Origin of the sequence: Micromonospora sp. WMMD558 (genome assembly GCF_049315255.1) — a bacterium.
Lineage (GTDB): Bacteria > Actinomycetota > Actinomycetes > Mycobacteriales > Micromonosporaceae > Micromonospora.
The window spans coordinates 1333902-1351435 of record NZ_CP186061.1 but is presented as its reverse complement, the minus strand read 5'-3'; the positions used below and the strand labels follow the sequence as shown (position 1 = coordinate 1351435).

At 68.8% G+C, this 17534-nt stretch carries 17 protein-coding genes and 3 tRNA genes; 3 read left to right on the top strand and 17 right to left on the bottom strand.

The window, feature by feature from the left end; all coding sequences use genetic code 11:
* Nucleotides 1–81: 81 nt before the first annotated feature.
* The 11 genes from ACN26Y_RS06545 to ACN26Y_RS06495 all read right to left on the bottom strand — a co-directional run bounded on the left by ACN26Y_RS06545 (nt 82) and on the right by ACN26Y_RS06495 (nt 10373).
* Nucleotides 82–267, bottom strand: a complete 186-nt coding sequence (locus ACN26Y_RS06545) for a hypothetical protein (protein WP_422734478.1) — start codon at nt 265–267, stop codon at nt 82–84.
* Between the two features lie 36 nt (nt 268–303).
* The gene (locus tag ACN26Y_RS06540; RefSeq protein ID WP_422734477.1) at nt 304–1200 is read right to left on the bottom strand and encodes an RNA polymerase sigma-70 factor; all 897 of its coding nucleotides are present in this window, start codon (nt 1198–1200) and stop codon (nt 304–306) included.
* A gap of 8 nt (nt 1201–1208) precedes the next feature.
* Nucleotides 1209–2417 (bottom strand): NAD(P)/FAD-dependent oxidoreductase, encoded by a 1209-nt coding sequence (locus ACN26Y_RS06535; protein ID WP_155329413.1) that lies wholly within the window; start codon nt 2415–2417, stop codon nt 1209–1211.
* 1212 nt (nt 2418–3629) lie between these two features.
* Nucleotides 3630–4757, bottom strand: coding sequence for a tyrosine-type recombinase/integrase (locus ACN26Y_RS06530; protein WP_422734476.1), 1128 nt, complete (start codon nt 4755–4757; stop codon nt 3630–3632).
* Nucleotides 4757–4969 (bottom strand): excisionase family DNA-binding protein, encoded by a 213-nt coding sequence (locus tag ACN26Y_RS06525; RefSeq protein WP_422734475.1) that lies wholly within the window; start codon nt 4967–4969, stop codon nt 4757–4759. The genes ACN26Y_RS06530 and ACN26Y_RS06525 overlap by 1 nt, the downstream gene beginning before the upstream one ends.
* Nucleotides 4954–6696 (bottom strand): replication initiator, encoded by a 1743-nt coding sequence (locus ACN26Y_RS06520; protein ID WP_422734474.1) that lies wholly within the window; start codon nt 6694–6696, stop codon nt 4954–4956. The genes ACN26Y_RS06525 and ACN26Y_RS06520 overlap by 16 nt, the downstream gene beginning before the upstream one ends.
* A complete protein-coding gene (locus tag ACN26Y_RS06515) occupies nt 6693–7325 on the bottom strand; it encodes a GGDEF domain-containing protein (protein WP_422734473.1) in 633 nt (210 codons plus the stop codon). The genes ACN26Y_RS06520 and ACN26Y_RS06515 overlap by 4 nt, the downstream gene beginning before the upstream one ends.
* Nucleotides 7322–7969, bottom strand: a complete 648-nt coding sequence (locus ACN26Y_RS06510; protein ID WP_422734472.1) for a DUF2637 domain-containing protein — start codon at nt 7967–7969, stop codon at nt 7322–7324. The genes ACN26Y_RS06515 and ACN26Y_RS06510 overlap by 4 nt, the downstream gene beginning before the upstream one ends.
* Entirely contained in the window at nt 7966–9396 is a 1431-nt protein-coding gene (locus ACN26Y_RS06505; protein ID WP_422734471.1) for a cell division protein FtsK, read from the bottom strand. The genes ACN26Y_RS06510 and ACN26Y_RS06505 overlap by 4 nt, the downstream gene beginning before the upstream one ends.
* Before the next feature lie 3 nt (nt 9397–9399).
* A complete protein-coding gene (locus ACN26Y_RS06500) occupies nt 9400–9771 on the bottom strand; it encodes a hypothetical protein (RefSeq protein WP_422734470.1) in 372 nt (123 codons plus the stop codon).
* Nucleotides 9772–9947: 176 nt separating this feature from the next.
* Nucleotides 9948–10373 carry a hypothetical protein gene (locus ACN26Y_RS06495; RefSeq protein WP_422734469.1) on the bottom strand — a complete coding sequence of 142 codons (426 nt, stop codon included), beginning with the start codon at nt 10371–10373 and terminating at the stop codon, nt 9948–9950.
* A gap of 161 nt (nt 10374–10534) precedes the next feature.
* Between ACN26Y_RS06495 and ACN26Y_RS06490 the strand changes: the two genes are divergently transcribed.
* The 3 genes from ACN26Y_RS06490 (at nt 10535) to ACN26Y_RS06480 (ending at nt 12943) form a co-directional block, all read left to right on the top strand.
* Nucleotides 10535–11401 (top strand): GntR family transcriptional regulator, encoded by an 867-nt coding sequence (locus tag ACN26Y_RS06490; RefSeq protein ID WP_422734468.1) that lies wholly within the window; start codon nt 10535–10537, stop codon nt 11399–11401.
* Entirely contained in the window at nt 11398–12108 is a 711-nt protein-coding gene (locus ACN26Y_RS06485) for an HAD family hydrolase (RefSeq protein ID WP_422734467.1), read from the top strand. The genes ACN26Y_RS06490 and ACN26Y_RS06485 overlap by 4 nt, the downstream gene beginning before the upstream one ends.
* 124 nt (nt 12109–12232) lie before the next feature.
* Nucleotides 12233–12943, top strand: coding sequence for a PaeR7I family type II restriction endonuclease (locus tag ACN26Y_RS06480; RefSeq protein WP_422734466.1), 711 nt, complete (start codon nt 12233–12235; stop codon nt 12941–12943).
* Between the two features lie 9 nt (nt 12944–12952).
* Here the strand turns inward: ACN26Y_RS06480 and ACN26Y_RS06475 are convergent, their stop codons facing one another.
* From ACN26Y_RS06475 to ACN26Y_RS06450, 6 genes are all read right to left on the bottom strand, one after another.
* A complete protein-coding gene (locus ACN26Y_RS06475; RefSeq protein WP_422734905.1) occupies nt 12953–14641 on the bottom strand; it encodes an Eco57I restriction-modification methylase domain-containing protein in 1689 nt (562 codons plus the stop codon).
* A 418-nt stretch (nt 14642–15059) separates the two neighbouring features.
* Complete coding sequence (locus tag ACN26Y_RS06470; protein WP_422734465.1) at nt 15060–15899, bottom strand: hypothetical protein; 840 nt, start codon at nt 15897–15899, stop codon at nt 15060–15062.
* A gap of 184 nt (nt 15900–16083) precedes the next feature.
* Nucleotides 16084–16157, bottom strand: a tRNA-Phe gene (locus ACN26Y_RS06465).
* A 98-nt stretch (nt 16158–16255) separates the two neighbouring features.
* A tRNA-Asp gene (locus ACN26Y_RS06460) sits at nt 16256–16332 on the bottom strand.
* A gap of 26 nt (nt 16333–16358) precedes the next feature.
* Nucleotides 16359–16431: transfer RNA gene (locus ACN26Y_RS06455), tRNA-Glu, on the bottom strand.
* Between the two features lie 154 nt (nt 16432–16585).
* Entirely contained in the window at nt 16586–17383 is a 798-nt protein-coding gene (locus tag ACN26Y_RS06450; protein WP_155329411.1) for a polysaccharide deacetylase family protein, read from the bottom strand.
* Between the last annotated feature and the right edge of the window lie 151 nt (nt 17384–17534).

Sequence of the window (17534 nt, the reverse complement as noted above, 5' to 3'; positions counted from 1 at the left end):
CCTGGGTCAAACCGGCTTGCTCGCGCCAAGCCGCTGGCCGTTCTGGCCGCAGTGGCGTTGCCGTGGCGGGAGGTGGCGCAACTAGGCGCGCCGCCGCCAGCCTCGTGGCTCTGCGAGCAGGATGATCAGGCTGCCAATCGGTCCCCACCAGCTGGGCGCGAAGTAGGGCCGGGGATCCAGGCCCTTGCGGTCGACCAACCACCGGTTGAGGCGGAAGAACGCGAAGAACCCCGCCAACCAGGCGAGGGGTTCGATGAACCTGTCCACCCGGCCTCCAACCAGACGTAGCTGCTCAACGTCGGCTCAGCGTAGGGTGAGCGGGGTTTCGGACTCGATCCGGGACAGCTTCTCCGGGTTACGGACGTAGTAGATGCCGGTGACGCGAGCGTCCTCGATCCGCAGCGCGGCGACGCCGTCGATCTCCCCGTCCAGGCGAAACAGCAGTGCCGGATTGCCGTTGATCACGGTCGCTTCGGTGGTGAGCGTGCCTCCGACCTTCCGCATGGAACCGAAGAACATGCGGACAGTCTTCTCCGCGCCGACAATCGGCCGCAGGGCGGCCTGTTTGACGCCGCCGCCGTCGCCGACCACGACCACGTCGGGCGCGAGCACGTCGAGCAGGCCCCGCAGGTCGCTGGTCTCGACCGCCCGCTGGAACGCCTCCAACGCCGCCCGCCTCTCGCTCGGGGAGACCACCGTGCGGGGGCGGCGGGCATCGACGTGCCGGCGGGCGCGGTGAGCGATCTGGCGTACGGCCGCCGGGCTCTTGCCGACGGCGGCGGCGATCTCGTCGTAGCTGACGTCGAACGCCTCGCGCAGCACGAAGACGGCGCGCTCGGTCGGCGAGAGCGTCTCGAGGACGAGCATCATCGCCATCGACACACTCTCGGCCAGCTCGACATCCTCCGCGGTGTCCGGCGGGGTGAGCAGCGGCTCGGGCAGCCAGGGACCGACATACGCCTCCTTGCGCCGCTGCAGGGTGCGCAGGCGGTTCAGCGACTGGCGGGTGGTGATCCGGATCAGGTAGGCGCGCTGATCGCGTACCTGATCGAGTTCGACCTTGACCCACCGCAGCCAGGTCTCCTGCAGCACGTCCTCCGCGTCGGCCGCCGACCCGAGGATCTCGTAGGCGACGGTGAAGAGCAGGTTTCGGTGGGCGACGAAGGTCCCGGTCGCCGGGTCACCGGCGTGGTCGCTCATCTCGGCACCTATCCTTGAGCCCGCCGGCCGGTGACCGCCGGCGCCTCGCCGCCCTTGGCGCGCCGCAACTCCTGGCGCTGGCGATCCTTGAACCAGAGATTGAGCGAGCCGGGTCTGCGCGCCTCGTGCGCCATCTGCCAGACGGTGCTCCTGCACACGGTCTCCTTGAGCATCGCCATGGTCCGGCCGCCCACCGAGAACACCCCGGTCGCGATGTCGTTCTTCTTGGCGTACTGGACCATTCCGGCGCGGCGCCCCAGGCTGATGCACTGGCCGGAGAACCCGACGTTGAAGTCGGCGGGCTGCTCGCCGGCGATCCGGCTCAGCACCGTCTCGGCGGCCTGCGGACCCAGCTGCACCGCGGACTGGCAGCTCATCCGCACCGGCAGGTTCGACGGTGCCGCCGAGTCCCCGGCCGCGACGACGCGTGTGTCGTCCACGCTCGTGAGCGACTCGTCGGTGAGCAGGCGCCCCAGGGCATCCGTGCTCAGCCCGCTGCGAGCGGCCAGATCCGGCACGCCGAATCCCGCGGTCCAGATGGTCACGCCGCTACCCAACTCGCGGCCGTCGGCGAGTTGGACGGCATCGCGTGTCACGCCCGTCACCGTCGCGCCGGGGCCCTCGATCACGGTCACGCCGAGCCTGGTGAGCCGCTCGGCCACCGAACGTCGGGCCCGGGGATGCAGGTAGGGCCCGAGCACCCTTCCGCACACCAGGGTCACCTTCCGGCCCAGCTCCGCCAGCTCGGAAGCGGTTTCAAGGCCGGTCGGCCCGGCTCCCACCACCGTCACCGTGGCCGATGCGGGCGCGGTGTCGACGACCGGCTGCAGCCGCCGCGCCTCCTCCAGCGTGGAAATCGGGTAGGCGTGCTCTGCCGCGCCGGGCACGCTCGGGTCGGCGCTGCCGCTGCCCACGGCGTAGATCAGGTAGTCGTAGCCGAGCGTGCCGCCGCTCGCCAGGGTCACGCGACGCCCGGACGTGTCGATCCGGGTCACGGTGTCGACCACCAGCCCGACGCCGCCCGCCAGGATCCTTCGGTAGTCCACAACCGCGTCGTCCGAACCGCCGACCAGCTGGTGCAGGCGGATCCGCTCGACAAAGACCGGACGCGGGTTGATCAGGGTCACTGTCACGCCGTCGCGCCGCGTCAGGCGGTTGGCCGCCATCACACCGGCGTATCCGCCGCCGACCACGATGACATCGATGTTCCCAGCCATGGCTCTCTCCTTCGTTCCCAAGGTCCGGCCTCAAGACACCGCAGGTCCGGCGGGTTGTGACATCAGTGAGCCAGATCACTCGCCGAGCGCCGAGACGAGCACCGGGCGGAGGGCGGCGGCGTAGGGATCTTGGCAGCCCGGAATCGAGGCCGCGTGAGCCTGACTGACGAGGAACCGGCGCTGGTCGCTGTCCGCTTGGTGGTGGGCGTCATCAGCCTGGCGTTGCTCATCGTCGGTGTCCGCGTCGCCGTGGCTCGCCAGCTGCCCCGAAGAGGGCTTCACATCGGGCGTCCGACGCCGGGGTCGCGTCCCCAGCCGGTCTGCATCGGGGGCGGTGTTGCGTTGGTAGGCGCAGGCCTCCTCATCCAGCAGGTCGCGTCGCTCGTCCCGCTGCCCTTCGCGGTCAGACTCGCCCTGCTCGGGGTGGCCTGGATCCCATGTCCTTCCCGGTGGGAGTCGCCCTGTTCGCGGTGTCACTGCTGCTACTGCTGACTGCGGCGGGATCGCTTGCGCTGCTCCGCCGCTAGCCGCGCATGGTGATGTGCCGGGGCAGTCGCACGTCGTCACCCGTGCGCAGCCAGCTCCGACTGTCCACCCCCGGGGCACTCCTCCGGCGGGGCGTAGGCACGAATGGTGCCGTTGTGCCGCGCAACTCTTCCGTCAGCGGTGAGGGCTACGAGGCGTTTACAGACGGGGCACCGGCCCCGATGGTGCTGCGAGCGCTGAGTCACCTTGCCTGCCCGGGTAGGTCGTTGCACGTCTTCAGTTTCATCCGCCGAGCCATGCCGCCCATCGTCGCCGATCGAGGCTCGAGAGCAGGCAGACCAGGGTCCGAGCCGTGCGGTGGTCGACGGTTGCGCGGTCGCTCCCAGGCAGCCCCGAGCGGACCCTGGGCCGCTCCACGCTGGGTGGGACTCACGGCGGAGACAGCTCTGAGGCCCGCCGGGTGGGGAGGGGGCGCATGCGATCTGGGTGCGACAGGCGGCGGCCAGCGGAGGCCAAGAGCGGTCAGCCAGGGGCAACGCCAACAGCTGCCCGATGAGGGCACACAGCAAGATCCCCACCTGCGTTTCCGCTGGTGGGGACCTCTGTAGCCCGGCGAAAGGCTATGTGGCCAGGGGCGGGGTCGAACCGCCGACCTTCCGATTTTCAGGCACCTGCATATCCGCAGGTCAGGGAGCCGCAGAGGACCGCCGTGCAACCGACGTGCGACTAGTTCCGCATCGTGATGTGCCGAGGTAGCCGTGCAACGTCACCGTGCGCAGCGAGTTCCGACAGCGCCTTGGCGATCTCACGGTCACGGCCGTCGACGGCGTGCAGGTACCGGCGAGCTGCCGCCATGGACGAGTGCCCGAGTCGCTTCATCAGGTCGGCCAAGGTCGCGCCAGTCTGCGCGGCGAGGGTCTGACCGGTGTGCCGCAGGTCGTGGAAGGTCAAATCATCGAGACTGACCTTCTTCCGCGCCCGGACGAACGCCTGATACAAGGTGTTGCCCCGCAGCGGCGTCCCGTCGCGGCTCACGAACAGCCGATCCGTGCCCGCGTACTGATCCAAGTGCAGCCGAACCAGCGGCACGACGTGAGGCGGAATAGCGATCGTCCGCTTTCCAGCCTCCGACTTGGGATCCTTGTCGAACGCCTGCCCTAGAGCATGCAGCGGTTCGACGCGAGCCTTCCGAACCGTGATCGTGTGCTCGGTCAGGTCCACGTCTGAGACGCGGAGGCCGGCGATCTCGCCGCGCCGCAGGCCGCACCACGCGGCGATGAGAACAGCGGTGCGGTAACGCGGGTTGATGGCGTCGACCAGGGCGACGACCTGAGCGGGCGTGGCGACTGGCCGCTCAGCGACGCGCACCGTCCCGGCCCCGGGAATCTGGCACGGGTTCCGGGCGATGATGCCCTCCCGCACAGCGGTGTTCATGACCATGCGCAGGAAGCGGTACGACTGCGAGATGGAAGTGCGCCCGCCCTTGCCCCGCAGCGCGGCAGCATGCCACTCCCGGACGCGGCTGGCGGTGAGTTCCCGAAGCGGCACCTCAACCAGGGGTGCCAGGTGCAGCCGCAGGTTCCGCTCGCACGTCTCCCGCCACCGAACGCCGATCTTCGGACTGTCCCGCAGGATGGCCCGCGCGTAGTTGCCGAACGCTTCCGACGCCGCACGATCGTCCAACCAGGTGCCGCGCGAGATGTCCGCCTCCACAAGCGTCAACCACCGGTTGGCATCAGTCTTCGTTTTGAAGGTGTGCGGCGCAGTCCGCCGAGCACCACCACCAGGCGGCACGAACGAGGCTTGGAACCGCCCGGAAGGCAGCTTGCGAATCATGCCGAACCGGCGCCCCATCAGGCCACCACCTTCCCGCCCGACCAGGACACGGTGACCGGCTCAACCACGCCGGAGGCGACGAACTCCGCCAGCGCGCTCTCGGGGATGCGGACGTGAGAACCACCGAGCTTGACGTAGCGGATGCGCCGTTCGGCGATGAGCCGGCGGGGGAATCGCTCGGTCGTGCCGAGGCGAGCCGCGGCTTCCTTGACGGTCAGCAGCTTCTCCACTCGGTGGCCTCCTTCCCGGTCGTGTCCGTGGTCGTGGTTGCCGAAACGTCGGGCGGGTCAGCGGCGGCCCGTCTGGCGGCGTCGAGTTGGGCGCGCCATTGGATGCGCTCTGAGATGGCGCGCAGGACCCGGTGTCCGAGGGGCGGCACGTCCGGGTCGGTGGGGCGGGCGAGTTCCCAGGCGTGGCGGTGTTCGCTGCCGGGTGCGGCGGTGTCGGCGTCGGTGGTGACGCCGAGCAGGGCCTTGACCCAGTCGCGGCGGTCGGCCCGGTGGTCGGTCAGCGTCTTGCCGGACCACTGTCGGGAGATAAGGACGCGCCGCCCGCCGATGCCGAGGGTGTCGCGCTTGTGGACCTTGTTCTTGCAGGTGCCCGGCCGCAGCCCCGGTCGCGCCTTCTTCGGCTGGACGCCGTAGAGCAGCCAGTTCGCGCACCGCTCAGAGCACGGCGTGTGCCGCAACTCCTGCCACAGCCGTTCCAGGTGCGCCCTCTGCCGACCGGTCGTCACGTCGTGGCAGTCGGCGGCCTGCTTCGTCAGGTACTTCGTGATGTAGCCGACGCACCGGTCGGCGTCCTTGGTCCCGGCGAGGACGCCCTTGGCGTCGACCTGCATGCCGAAGCGGACGACGTGCACCGGGGTGGCGTTGGGGTCGGCGTCGACCAGGTCCAGGGCGTCATCCCACGACGGCAGCAACCGGCCCGAGCCCGGGTCGGTGTAGCCGGCGGCGTCGGTGTCCCACTGCGGCGCCCTTCCCGGTTCGTAGACGCGGTGGTCGACGGAGGGCCACCAGACTTGGTGGTAGGTGGCGGCGGCGACCTGGCGAACGAGGGCGCGGGGGATGGTGCCTCGGATGGCGAAGTGCGCGTGCGGGGCGAGCCGTCGTTGCGGCTCGACTGCTCCGGCGTATTGGACGTTCCAGCCCACGGCGCGGCGCAGGTTCTGCCAGAACCGATCGAGCAGCCGGGGGAAGTGCACGGCGTCCCAGGCGGCCCGCCGGTAGTCGTAGGCGTCGGGGTCGACGGGTGTCCCGTCGGAGTGCACCCGGCCGTAGGAGCCGAGGGTGAGGGTGAGGAACATCGACGGCCGGAACACCGTCCCGTTACGGCCCTCGAAGGTCCGACCCACAGTCCGGTTCTCCACCGGGAGGCGGGGCAGGTCCGGAGCGTCCTGTCGCCGTTTGGTGGAGCGCACGCGGCGCTTGCCGTCGCCGTCGTCCTGGTCCTCGCTGGCGTGCGGTGGGGCGGGGCGGCCCCGGAGTCCTTCGGTGGTGATCTGTGACTCCAGTTCTTCGATCGCGTCGTCCAGGTCCGCGACCTGGTCCCATTGGGAGGCGCGGGCGGCTTCGTCGCGGGCGAATTCCAGGTGGGCGCGGGCGACGATGAGGCCGCGTTGCGCGTCGGTGGCCGGCTTCGGTCCGGGGTCGGGTTCGTCGTCGCGGTGCCAGCCCTCGCGGATCTGCTGCTGCCGCAGCCGGCGGGCACGGGTCGCGCAGGCCGGGCACTTCGCCTCTTGGGTGGCGCCGCAGGGCATGTCGATGACTTCGGTCTGCCCGGAGTCGAGGTCGGTGCGGCGCAGGCTGACGGGGCGGGTGCAGACGCCGTAGTCGGCGGCGAGGTCGGCCACGACGTCGACGGAGCGGGGCATGAGCATGCGGGCGGCCCGGGAGCCCGGCCTTGGCTCCACCACGGGGGCGGGTTCGAGGCCGGGCAGCGTCGGGGTGAGCGTCATCGGCCCACCCCCGTAACCAGGTCACGGACGCGGACGGTCGGGCGGGTGTCGGTTGCGTGGTCGTCGCGGTGGCGGTCGAAGACAGCGACCCCGGTGCGGGTGGTCTTGGCTCGGTACATGGCGGCGTCGGCGTCCGCGAGCGCGGCGGCGAGATCCGGGCCGGCGGGTGCGAGGCCGATGCTGGCGGTCACCGAGACCGTGACGCCGGACGGGAGGCGGACGGGTGCGGCGATGGCGGCGGCCAGCTGGCGGACGGCGGTGGTCGGGTCGGAGTCGAGAAGCAGGGCGGTGAATTCGTCTCCGCCGAGGCGGGCCGGGATGCCGTTGACGGTGCGCAGGCGGTGGGCGACGGCGGTGAGGACGTGGTCTCCGGCGGCGTGGCCGTGGGTGTCGTTAACCGGCTTGAAGCCGTCCAGGTCCACCACCGCGACCCACGGGCGGTGCGGGGCGAGCTGCTCCCACGCCTGGGCAAGACCGGTGCGGTTGGCCAGCCCGGTCAGCGGGTCACGGGCAGCGGCCCGCTGGAAAGCGGCCAACTCGTACCGGACGACGTAGAGGCGGTACTGATCGAAGGAGAACAGGGCGAGGGCGGCGGTCAGGAGCAGGCCGGTGAGCAGGTGGTCGGTCATCGGGTCACCTCTCCGATCAGCGGGACACCGTTGCGGCGGGTGAAGGCGGCCGGCGACACCGGAGCCACCGGGACAGCCGGGGCAGGCCGGGTTGGCTCGACGTCGACCAGGGCGACGGGCTCAGGCAGGGTCGGCGCGGGGGCGGCGACGGGAGCGGCCGGGGCCGGGTGCTCGACCGGGCGGGCCTGAGTGGTGGGCTCATCGACGGGACGGGCAGGCGCGGGGTCGGCGGCCGGGGCTGGTGCGGGTGCGGTGGTGAGGACGAGCTTGGACAGGCCGATGAACGCCAACGCCGGGACGGCGGAAAGCAGCCATCCGGACAGGCCCGGCTTTGCCACGGCGAGCTGCGCCGCGAGGGAAAGGGCGACGGCGGCGATGAGTAGGAACATCGGGTAGCCGATCGGCCCGCCGGTGCGGCGCCGCTGGCGGATGGTGAGCAGGGCGGCGACCGGCACCAGTTCGGAGATGACAGCGTTGGCCCAGCCGAACCACGCCCCCGTGCCCGGGAGTGAGTTGTCGAGGGTCCAGTCCTTGACGTGGGTGAACGACGCGGCCCCGGCGAAGCCGGCGACGATGAGCAGGATGACGACGAGGACCAGGCCCTCGACGCGGTCGGCGCGGGTGGCGGTGGGATGCGGCTTCATGCGGCACCCTCCAGGATCTCGCCGTCGATGACCCGCAGCCGGCCGTAGGTCTGCGCCATGTCGCGGATCTCGTCATCGCTCAGGAACGAGAACCGGACCCGCATCGGCGTCGGGTTCCCGTCGATCACCACGAAGCCCACGCCGGGCAGGGACTGCGGGATGCGGTCACACAGCGCGCCCCGGTCCCGCATCCCATCCCCGAGCACCAGGTCGACCTGCGCGGCCTCAGCCAGTCGGAGGCCGATGCGGGTCGGGAACAGGTCCCGGAACGGCAGCACTTCCTTGCGCGGGTCCTGAATCGCCGCGACCACGTGCACGCCCACCGCGCGGCCCTGGGACAGCAGGATCGACAGCGCCGCCTTGATCCGGTCCTTCAACTGCCGGTCGGTCAGATAGGCGGTCAGGTTGGCCAGCTCGTCAATGACGACGACGATCAGCGGCTCGTCCGGGGTCGGGGTGTGCTGGCGGGTCCGGCCGTAGAGCTTCCCGGCCCGGTCCTTCGCGACCGATGCGGCTTCCTCGATTAGCTCCGCCATGGCGGCGTAGTCCTTGCGGGCGAACCGGGTGAACATGGGCGCACCCATCCCCAACTCCATGCCGCCCTTCGGATCCAGGCCCCAGATCTGCACCAGCCCGGAGGTGACCCCGGCGGCCAGGGAGCGGACCACGGACCAGATCACCGAGCCCTTCCCCGCACCCGTCGCACCCACCACCAAAACTTGGGTGCCGAACAGGCGCAGCTCGTAGCCGTCGCCGTCTTCCTGACGGCCCACGGGCAGGGCGGTGAACTCCGGCACCGCCGGGACGGGCAAGGGTCGGATGAGCTTGGCGAGGGGGTCACCGCGGAACAGGTGCAGCAGCACCACATCCGGACGCGGCCCCGGCATCGCCTTGACCTGCCGCACCCCGAACGTGTGGGCGAGGCGTTCCGCGACGCGGGCGAAGTCGTCCGGGATCTGCCCGGTCACCATCCGCACCGTCACCACGTCCACCCCGGAGGCGCAGCGCACGCGGCGCAGGACGGGCAGCACGGTGTGGGAGTCGAACGAGACGGCGAGTTTCGCGGTGACCATCGCGGCGTGCCAGTTGCGGCGGTAGACCATCCGCCGGTAGCGGGACAGGACCGGCCACCACCCGAACCGCAGCCACGACGCCCGGTGCCCGAACGCCCACCCGGTCGACACGACGGCGACCAGGCCGACGAACCCGACCGGACCGGCCCAGCCGTATCGGAGGTAGAGCCAGGCGAAGAAGACGGCCGGGGCGGTCAGGTACCAGAAGCGCACGAGGACCAGGACCAGGCGGCCGAGGGCCTTGAGCGTCCACCAGGACAGGGCGAGCCACATCGGGATGCGGACGAACGGCGTGCGGACGTTGATCGGCGCGCCTTCGATCCGGTCGCCCCGGATCACGTTGACCAGCGGCATCGCTCAGCCCTCCCCGACAGCGGTGGCGAACAGGGAGCCTTGGCCCGGCGTGCCGGGACGACGGCGAACCACCCGACGACGCACCGGCATCCGAGCCGGGGCAAGGACGGCCAGGTCGACCGGGCCGGTCTGCGGGGCGGGGACGTGGCGGGTCATGGTCGGCAACCACCGGCCCCGACCGAGCACCGCGCGGAGGTCGACGCGGTCGGACACGTGCGGGGCGATCAGGTCCGGGTCGAGGTGGCGCAGCTTGACCACCGTCCGCGCGAGGGCTGCGGCGGCGGCGGAGATCTCGACCAGGGCGGCGACGCGGATCGCGTCGGACGGGATGGTGGTGTAGACCTCGCGGGCGGCCCGGATACCAGGACCAGCCAAGCGCATCACGGTGCGGCGGTGGGTGCGACGGTACGGGGCAAGGCGCGGGTTCCCGGCGATGCGGGCAGCGTCAGCTAGCGTGGGCATCAGCCCAACTCCTTCCAAGGTGATCGGGTGAGGCGCGGGGCGGGAGTTGTCTTGGCGGGCGAGTCCCGCCCCGCGCGTCCAGGTCTGAATCAGGCCGCCTGCTTCACGGCGGCCGGCTCGGTCATGGCGCCCGCGCGGATCGACCACGCCTGACGCGCCCGGCACTTCCCCGAGCCCTTGCACCGCTGGCTGTCGACGTACGGGGTGAGCGTCACGTCGGTGAAGGTGACCGCCGGCGGGTAGCCGGGGATCTTCGACGGCGGCGGCACCGGCTGCACCGGAGCGGCGATCTTCACCTTGACCTCCTTCGACCCGCCGAACTTCCCGGCCTCCGGGTCCAGGTCCAGAACCTTGACCACCCACAGCCGCTCACCGGTGTCCTTGTCACGCGCCTGGTCATCGCCCTGGCCGCGCTTGTCGAAGTCCGTCACCGCCTCCACACCCAGGCACAGCGCACCCTGCGGGAAGACGTAATCGAACGGAACCGGAACCTTGATCGTGTTCGGGACAGCCATTGCCCTACCTCCAGCTCTGCCCGCCGGCACTCCACCGGCCTCGGGATGCGACTTGGCTAGCCAAATCGCGTAGGACCCAAGGTAGGCCAGCCTGGCTAGCCAGGTCAAGAGTTGGATGCTGATTGGTCTAGCTTGGCTAGTCAGCAGTTACTCTGACCTGCATGACCAGCGAGCTGGAAACCCTGGCCGGGCTGGACCCGGACGACCCCAGGCCCCCGTCGCAGCAGATCGCCAACGTTCTGCGAGCTGCGATTCGTACCCGCAAGTTCGAGCCAGGCGAGCGACTGCCGTCGCAGAACGACCTAGCCGAGCGCTACAACGTCGCCCGAGAGACGGTCAAGACCGCGCTGCGCATCCTGCGCGACGAGCGTCTGATCGTCACCCGTCAGGGCAGCGGCGCATTCGTCCGCGCACAAACCGAGCGCCCGGTAGGACTCCGGCCCCATGTCGAGGCGGCCTTCGAGCGCGCCCACGTCACGATCGAATTCGCCGGCTTCTCCGGTGAGACCCTCCACGGAGTACTGACCGAGCCGCTCGACAAGATCCGGGCCGGGCTACTCACGCCCGAGTCCGTCACCGTTCGCATCCTGCTCCCGGACACGAGAGAGCCCATGGCCCTGCCGTGCCTGGCCGAGACGCAGACCGACGATCCCGGCGTGCGCGAGCGCGCCGAACGGATCACCCGTCGGCACACGGACGCCATCTTCGAGGCAGTGCGCGAACTCGGAGACCTCGGCTTGGTCAAAGACGCCTCAGCAGAGGTGCGCGTGCACCGCGCAGCGCCGCTATTCAAGCTCTACATCCTCAACGGCGAGGAAGCCTTCTTCGGCTTCTACCCGGTCGTAGAGCACACCGTCATGATCAAAGGCCAGCCCACAGCCATCTACGACCCGATGGGCAAGGACGCAATCCTCTTCCACCGGGCCGTCAGCGACGACGAGGCTTCCGACGCGTCCCAATACGTAAACCAGGCCCGGACCTGGTTTGACTCCATGTGGTCAACCATCGCGCACGACTACACGCCATGAACCCGCGATACAGCGTCGCCCAGGTCCTCAACGACACCGGGCCGATCCTGCTCGACTTCGACGGGCCAGTCTGCGCCGTCTTCGCCACCCTCACGGACTCCACCGTCGCAGCCGAGCTACGCCGCGCTATCGAAAAGCAAGGCGTCGAGATACCCGAGCAGATCAGAGCCGTTGGCGACCCGCTCGAAGTGCTCCGCTTCACCGCGACCGTCGGCACACCAACATTGGTGGAGCGAGTCGAGGACGAGTTGTGCCGCGCAGAGCTGGCCGCAGTCGACGGCGCCAAGCCGACTCCCTATGCACGGGAGGTCATCGTCGCCGCCTACGAGGCCAGCCGACCCATCGCGATCGTCAGCAACAACTCGGCCGCCGCCATCGAGCGTTACCTGATCGCTCATCGACTCACCCGATACGTCATGGCCATCGTTGGCCGGGCGCATGCCGACCCGACTCTGATGAAGCCGAACCCGGTACCGATCCAGCGCGCGGTACTGGCGGTAGCCACCGACCCCGCCAGGTGCGTCCTCGTGGGCGACTCCGTTTCCGACATCAGAGGCGGACGCGCCGCTGGAGTGCGAACCATCGGGTTCGCCAACAAGCCGGGCAAGGCTGGCCCGCTACTGCAAGCAGGTGCGGACGCTACCGCCGAAGGTGCCAGGGGCATGGGGGAGCTTGCTCGGTTCCTGATGACCCGCACGAGCGGATAGACACTCTTGAACGGCCGATCGATCCTCCCACCAAAAGACCAGTGCGTGGGATCACACGTGCGGCGTCGCGGCGTTAAGATCTTGGATCTCTCGCTCACGAGTTGTCTGACCTAGGAGAGCATCCTTGAGCCTGTACCCCGGCGACGAGCCACACGACGCTACCCAAGCCGCAGTCCAAGCTTTTTGGGAGAGCCGGCTCAGTCAAAGGTCCAAGCAGGAGGGGACGACCGGAGGTGAAGCCCGCAGCGGAGCCCACATGAACGGAGTAAGGGACCTCGTAGCAGACATCTTTGTCGATGCTGGGATGCCTGCGAGCTCTATCGTCTACGAGCCCTACCTCCCAGGTTACTACCGTGCCCGAAAGCGTTGGGATATGGCCGTCCAATACAAGGGCAGCTTAGTCGCGGCGCTGGAGTTTAAGTCACAGGTCGGCAGCGTTGCCAAGAACATCAACAACCGCTTCGAGGAAGCTCTCGGAACAAGTACCGACACCTGGGCAGCTCAGACAAAGAATTTCGCCTTTGGCGAGGTTCCTCCGTGGCTAGGGTATGTTTTCGTCCTAGAGGAAACCGAAGAAACAGAGAGGGCGGGAAGAGATCTCAGGTCCCTCTTCCCCGTTGATCAGACGTTTATCGGCATGTCCCCGAATCAGCGATACCAGGAAATGATCTCGCGTTTCGTTGGCGATAACGTATACCAAGCGGGATGGTTTATCACAACGCAGTGGCACGGAGATGGAGTTTCATACGCAGAGCCGCTTGTCACCGCGAGCGGGAGAAGCTTTCAGGTCGCAGTCCAGGGACGCGTCAATCTCGTCCGCAGCATGCTCGACTAGCTTAGCGAGCTAGATGGGTAGCCTCTGCTCGATCCCATACACACGTTCTGCAATTCTCGTTGCCGCCGCGCGGTCTCTCCGGTCGAACGCATCGGAGAGCAGCGCGCGGTCCCGCTCTGAGATGGTTTCGAAGCGAGGGACCCGGATGCGGCGCAGGTACTGCGCTTGGAAGCGGAGGGTCCCGCCGCGCATCTTCACCGCGTATGCCTCGATGAAGGCTTGAGCCACTGCGGACAGCAGCAGGCCCCCGAGCACTCGTAGATCCCAGGCATCCGACACGATGTAGTACAGGTTGTGATGCGGGTAGAGGTGGCCCTCGTCAAGCACGGGATGGATCGTCAGCTTCATGTCCGGAAACAGCAGTTTGGCCCGGCCAGTCAACATGTGATCGACCTTGTCGATCGTGCGGTACCAGTTTGCCGGCTGCTTCCCGGCTACATGCCGCTTCTTGAGGGCAGCGGCATGCTGCCCGAAGTAGGCCCGCAGCCGAGGATGCGCGTCGAGGTCAACCAATCGGCCAGAGCTATCCCACGGGTTGACCAAGTAGTGCCCGGACCAGTTCAGATGCCCAGACAACGTGTCCTTGACCATCGAAAGTGGCAGAAGACGGTCCGGCTCCACCTCAGCGCCGGTGGTTACGAAAACGCCGTCCGCACCAGTAGCCACGCCGATTCCCACGCGCGTGCCGGTTGCCTCGTCCTCTAGCAGCGGGAAGCGATCGTTTAGATCCTCGATCAACGCGAGGCGGGCAGGAGAGCCAGCCGGCCACGAGTCCAAGCCCGCGAACCAGTGGGGCAGCCGAGCAATCTCGTAGCTATCGCTCACAACCGGCGCCGCAGTCTCCTGCCGCATCCATGCAAGAACCGCGGCAGCATCGCGGGGACCGAAGGAACCGCTCGTGTCTGCTACCACCGCTGCCCCCTGCTCGGCTCTCCGCAAGATTGAAATAGCAGGGTAGGCGGACACCTGTTCCTCGAAGGCGTCAACGTCGTGCATTGTGATCGTGGCGTCGACGCTGTATCCATCGCTGATTAGCTGACGCAGCTGGCGCCCGTACTGGTTCCGCATCCAACGATCGGCGCAGATGAAGCCCAGCACCCCGCCTTGTCTCAACGATCGGAGCCCGACCTCGAAGAATCCGACGTACACGTCTGCCCGCCCGACCATCACTGAGCAGGCCGCGCGATATGCAGCCATCCGATCGCTCGGCACGTCTTCCAGCCGAATGTATGGCGGGTTACCTAGAACAAAGTCGACCGTCTCGTCGTCGCAGGGGTCTAGGAGGTAGTCGCCCTGCTGGACCCAGGCATCAGCGGCGGCAAGAGCGTCCTCGCTCGGCCATCCGTCGTCCAAGAGGACCTTCTCGACCAGACGCCGACTAGCTTCGACGTTCCGCGCAAGCAAGTCGTAGGCGCGAATCGCGTTCGCTGCTCCCGAGAGCGACTGGCCGTGCTGCCGGCATGAGGCACTGAGGCGAGCAACCATTGGACCAAGGAAGGCGCCGGTACCGCAGGCCGGTTCAACGGCGGTCAGGGAGGCAAGATCGAGTTCCGGCCGATAGCCGGCGACGTCAAGGATCAGGTCGACGATCCAGCGCCGGGTGAAGACCTCACCGTGCTCAACCGCTTCATCCGGTATCGCCGTCAAGCTGGCCATCGCGGCCCCCAGCGTCGGCTGTCGCATCCCCAAACCTGCCATCACCGCCAGAGCCTACGGCAGGTGCATGGCACCTCTAGCTGGCAAGAACGCGTGCCGTTGCCGAATTCACCTCTTTAGGATCAAGGCGGCCCGCAAGCGGGCCGCGCCGGTCGCGCTCGGCCTGCTGGCGGCGCAAGCGCCGGCATCGGCCGGCGCGCCGGCCAATTGAAGGGCATGCCTCCGGCGGGGGCCAGACGACTCCGAGATGGAGTTGCCGAACGGTTCCGGTTCGTGGGTGGTGGGATGCCATCCCGCCAGCCGCCGACCCAGGCAGAGCCGAGCAGACCAGGGCCAGGGCGCCAAGGTCGTTCGTCCGGTAGGGCGCTCCACCTTGTCACCCTGGCCCTGGTCCGCTCCACGGTGTGTGGGTCGGCGGCAGACGGGATGGCAGTAGGCGCGAGGGGCGGTCTGCGGTGCCTCAGGCCCGAGCGATAGCTCCGGATCGCCCCCACTGAACGATCGTCACTGCGAGGTGCAGCACAGCCTGCGCCTCAGCCAAAGATGGCGTCCGAGGATTGCCAGCCGCGTGACGGTCGGGGTTCGGCCAGATGGTCTGGAGCATCGTGACCAGCGGGTCGATGCTGTGATTCTGCTCTGGCCCCGGAACTGCCAGTCGCCAACGGTCGCTCTGGCTGCGAAGCTGGCCCAGCACATGGCCAATCTGCGGCTTGTCCTGAGCTGGCACGACGATCGGCGCAAGGATGGCTTCAACCGCCTTGATGGCGTGATCCCACGCGTCAGACGCGTCCGCATCCCGTCCGAAAGCCCGCGACCACGCTTGGCCCAGCTCCGCACTTGCAAGATCGTCCGGATCCGTCGCCTGTTCGAACGCCTGAGTAGCCGCAGGATCAACACGACGCTCAAGTCCCTTGCGGTCGCCCCGGAGCGTCCAGACTGAGCCGCCTTCCTCCAAGATCCGCGCAAGCTCCGATGCGTCTGCATGGGGTGCCATATAGAGGGCCGCATCCAGTGCGTCTAGGTACCGATCGTCGGCTGAGTGACAACTGTGGAGGAAATCAGCCATGAGGGTGCTCGTGGGGACGTTGCTCCTGAGCGGCAGTCGCACGGCCAGCGCCACCCGCCGGATGATGTTGCCGTTGAGTGTGCGGTGGCGCGTTCCGGCTGTCACCGTAATGGCCGTCATGGCGCTTTTCAGCCAGTGATCGAGTGAGGCGCGGAGGTGGGAAGGAGTTCCCTCGTACGGTCCGTCATCGGACGACACGCCACGTCTGGCTGATAGCCGTCGCCACTCCGTCATGACGGGACTCCTCCGGTTCCCTTGCCCGCTTGGCCGTGCAGCCAACGTGCAACTAGCAACGGCAACCAGGGGTCAACAGCGGACTACCTCAGTCAAGCTGGCTTCTGTTGTCGTGTAGCACAAGCACCAGCGCCGACCGGCGTTTTCGCTGGTCGGCGCTGGTTTAGCCCGGCGAAAGGCTATGTGGCCAGGGGCGGGGTCGAACCGCCGACCTTCCGATTTTCAGTCGGACGCTCGTACCAACTGAGCTACCTGGCCGTGCTCGGCTCATGCTACCCGGCCGCCGTGGTCTCCGCCGAACAGGGTCACATGCTCCGATACGCAGAACGCCGCGCGTGATGGCGCGGCGTCAGCGCTGGCGGTCCTGACGGGACTTGAACCCGCGACCTCCGCCTTGACAGGGCGGCGAGCACTCCGACTGCTCCACAGGACCTAGCTTGCCCGGCCGAAGCCGAACCGTGCCCCCAACGGGATTCGAACCCGTGCTACCGCCTTGAAAGGGCGGCGTCCTGGGCCGCTAGACGATGAGGGCGGCCCCGCCATCATTGCACACTCGCAACTTCAAGCGGACTTGCTCCCATCCGGCCCCGCCGGAGGCTTGGAAAGCATACGTGATGCCCCGCCGGTCGACCAAACCGGTATGGCCGGAGCCGCAGCGGACCGCGGAACCGCAGCTCAGACCCGTTCTAGCGGAGTCGGATGATCCCGTACCGGGTCTTCAGGTCGGCGATCATCCGGGAGCAGGCGGCCAGGGTTGCGCCCCGGTCGCCGCCTCCGTCGTGCAGCAGGACGACCGCGCCGGGCCGGGCGGCGGTGTGCACCCGCTCGCTGATCTTCTCCGCCGGCGGCTTCCCCCAGTCCTGCGGATCCACGGTCCAGTGGAGTGAACGCATCCCGAGCTGCTTGGCGACCTGCACGACCTCGGGTGTCCACCGTCCGCCCGGCTGGCGATAGAAGGGCACCCGTGCCGTGGGGACCGCCGCCCGGATCGCGCGCTGGGTACGGAGGAGGTCGGCCCGGATCTCGGCGACCGGCCGCCGGCCCAGGTCGACGTCGTGGTTCCAGCTGTGGTTGCAGAGCTGGTGGCCTTCCTCGACGATGCGGCGGACCAGGTCCGGGTGACGGCGGACCTGCGTACCCACCACGCAGAAGGTGGCGGTGACGCGGGCGGCGCGCAGCCGGTCGAGCACCTGGGGGGTCCAGACCGGGTCCGGGCCGTCGTCGAAGGTCAGCGCGACGCCGCTGACACCGGTGGTGCGCTGGAGCCCGGCGGGCAGCGTGGTCGGCAGCGGACGCAGGGGCCGGGCCGCGGGGGGCTTGCGGGTCGGTCGGGGTGTCGCGGTCGGTGCCGGCTCGGCGGGAAGGGTGCCGGAGGCGACGGGGCTGGGGCCGGTGACGGCCCGCAGCCGTCCGGTGCCGTCGCCGCAGCCGCCGCTGAGGACGACCAGGGCCAGACCGGACGCGAGGAGAGCGCGTAGGCGCATCGTTCGCTCCGAGGGGGGGTGGCGGGTCGGCGGACCTCCCGGAGGCTACGTGACGGTTCCCGGCACCGGACACCCCTGAGCGGCCTGCGTCACAGTCGCGCACCGATCACGTCACAGCGCGTGAGCGCGGCCCGGGTCGCCCCTCGTCGAC

Excerpts from the sequence above, each read along its gene's own strand:
- ACN26Y_RS06540 (WP_422734477.1), bottom strand. The coding sequence starts at position 1,200 with ATGAGCGACCACGCCGGTGACCCGGCGACCGGGACCTTCGTCGCCCAC.
- ACN26Y_RS06535 (WP_155329413.1), bottom strand. The coding sequence starts at position 2,417 with ATGGCTGGGAACATCGATGTCATCGTGGTCGGCGGCGGATACGCCGGT.
- ACN26Y_RS06530 (WP_422734476.1), bottom strand. The coding sequence starts at position 4,757 with ATGGGGCGCCGGTTCGGCATGATTCGCAAGCTGCCTTCCGGGCGGTTC.
- ACN26Y_RS06520 (WP_422734474.1), bottom strand. The coding sequence starts at position 6,696 with ATGACGCTCACCCCGACGCTGCCCGGCCTCGAACCCGCCCCCGTGGTG.
- ACN26Y_RS06515 (WP_422734473.1), bottom strand. The coding sequence starts at position 7,325 with ATGACCGACCACCTGCTCACCGGCCTGCTCCTGACCGCCGCCCTCGCC.
- ACN26Y_RS06510 (WP_422734472.1), bottom strand. The coding sequence starts at position 7,969 with ATGAAGCCGCATCCCACCGCCACCCGCGCCGACCGCGTCGAGGGCCTG.
- ACN26Y_RS06505 (WP_422734471.1), bottom strand. The coding sequence starts at position 9,396 with ATGCCGCTGGTCAACGTGATCCGGGGCGACCGGATCGAAGGCGCGCCG.
- ACN26Y_RS06495 (WP_422734469.1), bottom strand. The coding sequence starts at position 10,373 with ATGGCTGTCCCGAACACGATCAAGGTTCCGGTTCCGTTCGATTACGTC.
- ACN26Y_RS06490 (WP_422734468.1), top strand. The coding sequence starts at position 10,535 with ATGACCAGCGAGCTGGAAACCCTGGCCGGGCTGGACCCGGACGACCCC.
- ACN26Y_RS06485 (WP_422734467.1), top strand. The coding sequence starts at position 11,398 with ATGAACCCGCGATACAGCGTCGCCCAGGTCCTCAACGACACCGGGCCG.
- ACN26Y_RS06475 (WP_422734905.1), bottom strand. The coding sequence starts at position 14,641 with ATGGCAGGTTTGGGGATGCGACAGCCGACGCTGGGGGCCGCGATGGCC.
- ACN26Y_RS06470 (WP_422734465.1), bottom strand. The coding sequence starts at position 15,899 with ATGACGGAGTGGCGACGGCTATCAGCCAGACGTGGCGTGTCGTCCGAT.
- ACN26Y_RS06450 (WP_155329411.1), bottom strand. The coding sequence starts at position 17,383 with ATGCGCCTACGCGCTCTCCTCGCGTCCGGTCTGGCCCTGGTCGTCCTC.